The following is a 4,145-nucleotide window of genomic DNA, read 5'->3' on the forward strand; positions in this document are numbered from 1 at the left end:
TAAAATGGTACCTATAGAAAGGACAGTACTCTGACAAAAAAGCACGAAAGACAGACCAGAGATTGACAGTGGTACACAGAAAATAGACAGTAGTTTGACAAAAGAGTAAACGCTGTAGACACTGCCTTGACAGAGGTCAAGATCATCGTGCAAAATAGGACAGAGGCTATGGGTGGAAAATGGCTGTTAAATTTGTTCCCAAACGGTATTCGCCTGAAGAAATAGAAGCCCTGAAAAAGAATCCAAATGTGCTGGAGGTGCGGGAAAACCGTTTGCTGCTGACAATAGAGTTCAGACAGCAGGTCTATGAGGCGTGGATACGGAGGCCAGAGCGGTCAACTGTCAGAAGGATGCTGGAGGCAAACGGATTTGATACCCAGCGCCTTGGCCTAAACTTCACAAAGTCAGTGGAATCTGTTTTTAAACGGGGTGGGCGTCCGAAGTTTTCAAAGGCATCGCCGGAAACCCAGGCAAACTGGGCCAAAACAATATATATGCCAACCATGACTGCGGAGGAATTGGTTGAAAGCGGAAAATTTGTTTGGGATGTCAACAGACTGATTTTACATCCGGATTTTGAGGCGGAGCTATACCGAAACTATCCCCAACAGTCCATAGAAGATGGTTTGCTGTCCGCTGGGATTTCGCCAGCAGACATGGGCTACCACAAAATATACTGGCTGCAAGAAAAATTTGAACATTCATCTGGGCAGGACACAAACCGCAGTGCTACAAGGGGCCGTACAGCTTATTATACTGCCGCCACGGTAGAGCAGTATCGTAAACATCCTTATGTCCAAACAGCCACCCGTGAAAAAATAGAGTTGAATAAGGCATTCTTTGAGGCTGCCGCACCTATTGCAGTACTGGCATTCGACGACATCCTCCGTGTGTTTGATATTGACCCGGAGATATTTTCAGTAACGGAGCGATATCGCATGAGCCGAGTTTTGGCTGCATGGGCTACACCGGCTGACGGAGAGACAATAAACGCCTCTCCCACACGGAAAATCCTTAGAAATAGGATGCGGGCATTGGACAGTATTGTAGAAAAAGGGTTTCTTCAAATTGGAGATATTGTTTCTTCTCTGAATGTTCTGCAGAAGAAATCGCTCTGCCTGTGGCTCCGGGATCTTCCGCCAGACCCAGGAAGAAAGTATAGCGTTAGAAAAATACTCTCTCTCATGAAGATTTCTCGTGCGTCATATTATACCATACTGAAGAATGGCACCTATGGACAGTCGGTAGTACAGAGAAACGCACAAGACGAGCAGGATGCCGAACTGATTCGAACCGTTATGGAATACAAGGGGTTTGCCAAAGGCTCAAGGCAGATCTATATGATGATGCCAGCTCTGACGGGAAAGCGTATGGGGCTGAAAAAGATACGCCGTATTATGAAAACGTACAACCTCACATCGTCGATTCGGAAGGCAGCGCCTTCCAAGCGCATGGGTGGAGCGGCACTGAAAAAGAATGTGAGACCTAATTTGCTGCAGCGCAGATTCCGCCTTTACCGGCCCAATGAAGTACGGCTGACAGACGTTACACATCTTCTCTATGGCGACGGATGCAAGGCATATGGCTCAGCACTGCTCGATCCCGTCACCAGCAAGTTAGTTGCGTTTTTAGTCAGCGAACACAATGACTTGGAACTGGCGCTTGCCACACTGCGTCAATCAGATCTTCACCCATGTGTCAGCGGTGGACTTTATCATTCTGACCAGGGGACAGTTTATCTGTCTGGCGCATTCCAGCAGGAAGTAAGCAAAAGAGGTTACACACAATCGATGTCCAAACGAGGAAATTGCCAGGACAACGCCCCACAAGAGTCTTTCTTTGGACATTTTAAAGATGAGTGTCCGTATTCGGAATGCAAAGATATCGAGGAGTTGAGGGAACTTGTCGCGCGATATGCAGAGTATTACAATTATGAACGCCGCATGTGGGATAAGGGCCGCATGACGCCAGTCGAGTACGAGCAGTATCTTCTGGCCATGAACGAAGCTGAATTCTCGCTCTACATCGCAAAGGAAGAAGAAAAGTATCAGCAGATGAAAGAAAAAGCTGCCCAACGAGCCATTGAACGGGCAAAAAATTTAGGAGTATGAGAAAGGTGGGCGGATGAGGGAATATGAAACAAAACAGAATGACCAGGCAGCCGCCAGAGGAGATTCAGCCGTTTCTGGATAATCCGTTCCTAAAGGATTTTCGTGGGCGGGATATTATTTACACGAAGGACTTTTATGTTGCCATGTATAAGAAGATCTCCGAGGAGCATATGACCTATGTGGCAGCGTATAACAGCCTTGGGTTTTCCACCGCTGTACTCGGAGAGGACCGCGCGAATTCCGCAGGAAAGCGGGCGATGCAGTTGGGCCGGGAGGGTCGTTTGTTCACCGCAGATCCCTCCAGCTATGATGGCTCTGTACCCAGAGAGGCTATGGGGGCCATGTCCCCTCTGGAAGAACTGGCCTATCTGAAAGCCAGAAATGCCTATTTGGAGGAGCTGGTTGCAGCTCAAAAAAAACTCCGTTCCGCATTGGAGGACACAACTATATCATTGAATCCGAAGGTGTAAGCGCCGACCGTTTCTATATGGTAGATTCCTTTATCCGTAGACAAGCGGATAGAGCGGACGGTCTGTCTATCGTGCAATGCCTTCACATATTTGGAGTGTCCAGATCCGGCTACTATTCGTGGGTCAGGCGTAAAAAAGATATAGACAGCTCCTGTGCCGCAAAGAAAGAACAACAGGAGCAATTGAAAGAAAAGTTTAGGAAAATCGTGAGAAAACTTGGATATGTTCCGGGAAAAAGGACCTTTCAGACCCATCTATGGCGCGAGTTCAATATCAGTATCAGTATAAAACGCTGTCGAAAGGTTATGAAAGAAATGAATCTCGTGGCCAACAGACCCAGGAAGGACGCTTATAAGAATCAGGCCACACACAATCACGAATATTCCTCCCCGAAAAACGCGGTGAAACAGAATTTCTCCGTTGGTCCCCGCAGAGTTATTTTGACAGATATCACTTATTTGTATTATGGCCCTGTGCGTACACCGATTTATCTTTGCGCTTTTAAGGATGCTTATACAAAAGAGATCTTGGGGCATTGCGTGTCCTCCCGCATGACAGTCTCGCTTGTCAAGTCCGCCTATGACGTTATGATGGAGAACCATGGACACGAACTGCGAGGTGCTGCATGTGTGATCCATAGCGACCAAGGTTCTCAGTACCTCTCGACCACATTCCAGAGGCTGCTGTCAGATGACGGTTTTCTCCAGTCTGTTTCCGATAGGGGCAATTCTCAGGACAATGCCCCCATGGAATCATTTTTCGGACGGCTGAAATGTGAATTGCTTGACCTCGTGGCGCTATGTCCAGACGCGTCAACTGTAAGCCGGATGATCAGCGGCTATATTGATGCCTATAACCATCGACATTACCAATATGCGCTGGCGGGGCTAACTCCATCTGAATACTACACCTATGTTACCACTGGTATCTACCCGGTGGACAACTACTACGGCATCAAGGCGACAGAACTTATGCCAATCCAGGCGTTGATAGCCGCCCGTCGCCGCGCGGCAGAGGAGAAGGCCAAAAAGTACAGAGAGGCCAGCGCAAAGAAACGCGCTATGGCTCAAGGAAAGAAAAAGGACCCAGAATTCGTCATAGCAAGGGATCAACGCATCTTGCGCCGCGAAATAGCGAAGTGGACCCGCTCCAAAGAACTTGCGCTTCAACAGATATCCCATCTGAGAGAAATTCTTGAACTATCCCAAAAAGCAAGGGCCTATTTGATGACCGCATCAGCTGACCTGATTTTGCAGCTATACAATGGAGAAAACTGGGGAGCCCATCCAGAACTCGCTTATATTTACAAAATGCGTGAACTTTTTTAAGGTACTTTCTCTATTCGCCTTTGTGATACTTATCAATGCGATAGAGTGAACCCAGTAACCCCGTTGCCGCAACAGACTTAGTAAATCTGCAAAAAAAAAACACCCCCTATTATAAGCACAGCATGGCCGGCATTAATATGGCGGCCATGCTGTGCTTACGCTTTTTTCACCAGTAACGGTGGTTATTTTGTATCTGTTACTGTCAAAAAATTGTCCTTGACATTGGAACCAGTTTA

At 47.4% G+C, this 4,145-nt stretch carries 3 protein-coding genes; all 3 read left to right on the forward strand.

The features are described 5' to 3' along the window. The first annotated feature begins 179 nt into the window (after positions 1-179). From HMPREF0372_RS06580 to HMPREF0372_RS06590, 3 genes are read left to right on the forward strand one after another with little or no spacing between them, the layout of a single operon-like run. A complete protein-coding gene (locus HMPREF0372_RS06580) occupies positions 180-2,111 on the forward strand; it encodes an IS3 family transposase (protein ID WP_007490027.1) in 1,932 nt (643 codons plus the stop codon). 23 nt (positions 2,112-2,134) lie between these two features. Continuing rightward, a complete protein-coding gene (locus HMPREF0372_RS06585; RefSeq protein ID WP_007490029.1) occupies positions 2,135-2,581 on the forward strand; it encodes a hypothetical protein in 447 nt (148 codons plus the stop codon). A gap of 17 nt (positions 2,582-2,598) precedes the next feature. Then, positions 2,599-3,909, forward strand: a complete 1,311-nt coding sequence (locus HMPREF0372_RS06590; protein ID WP_007490030.1) for an IS3 family transposase — start codon at positions 2,599-2,601, stop codon at positions 3,907-3,909. The last annotated feature ends 236 nt before the right edge of the window (positions 3,910-4,145 follow it).

The organism is Flavonifractor plautii ATCC 29863, from assembly GCF_000239295.1.
Lineage (GTDB): Bacteria > Bacillota > Clostridia > Oscillospirales > Oscillospiraceae > Flavonifractor > Flavonifractor plautii.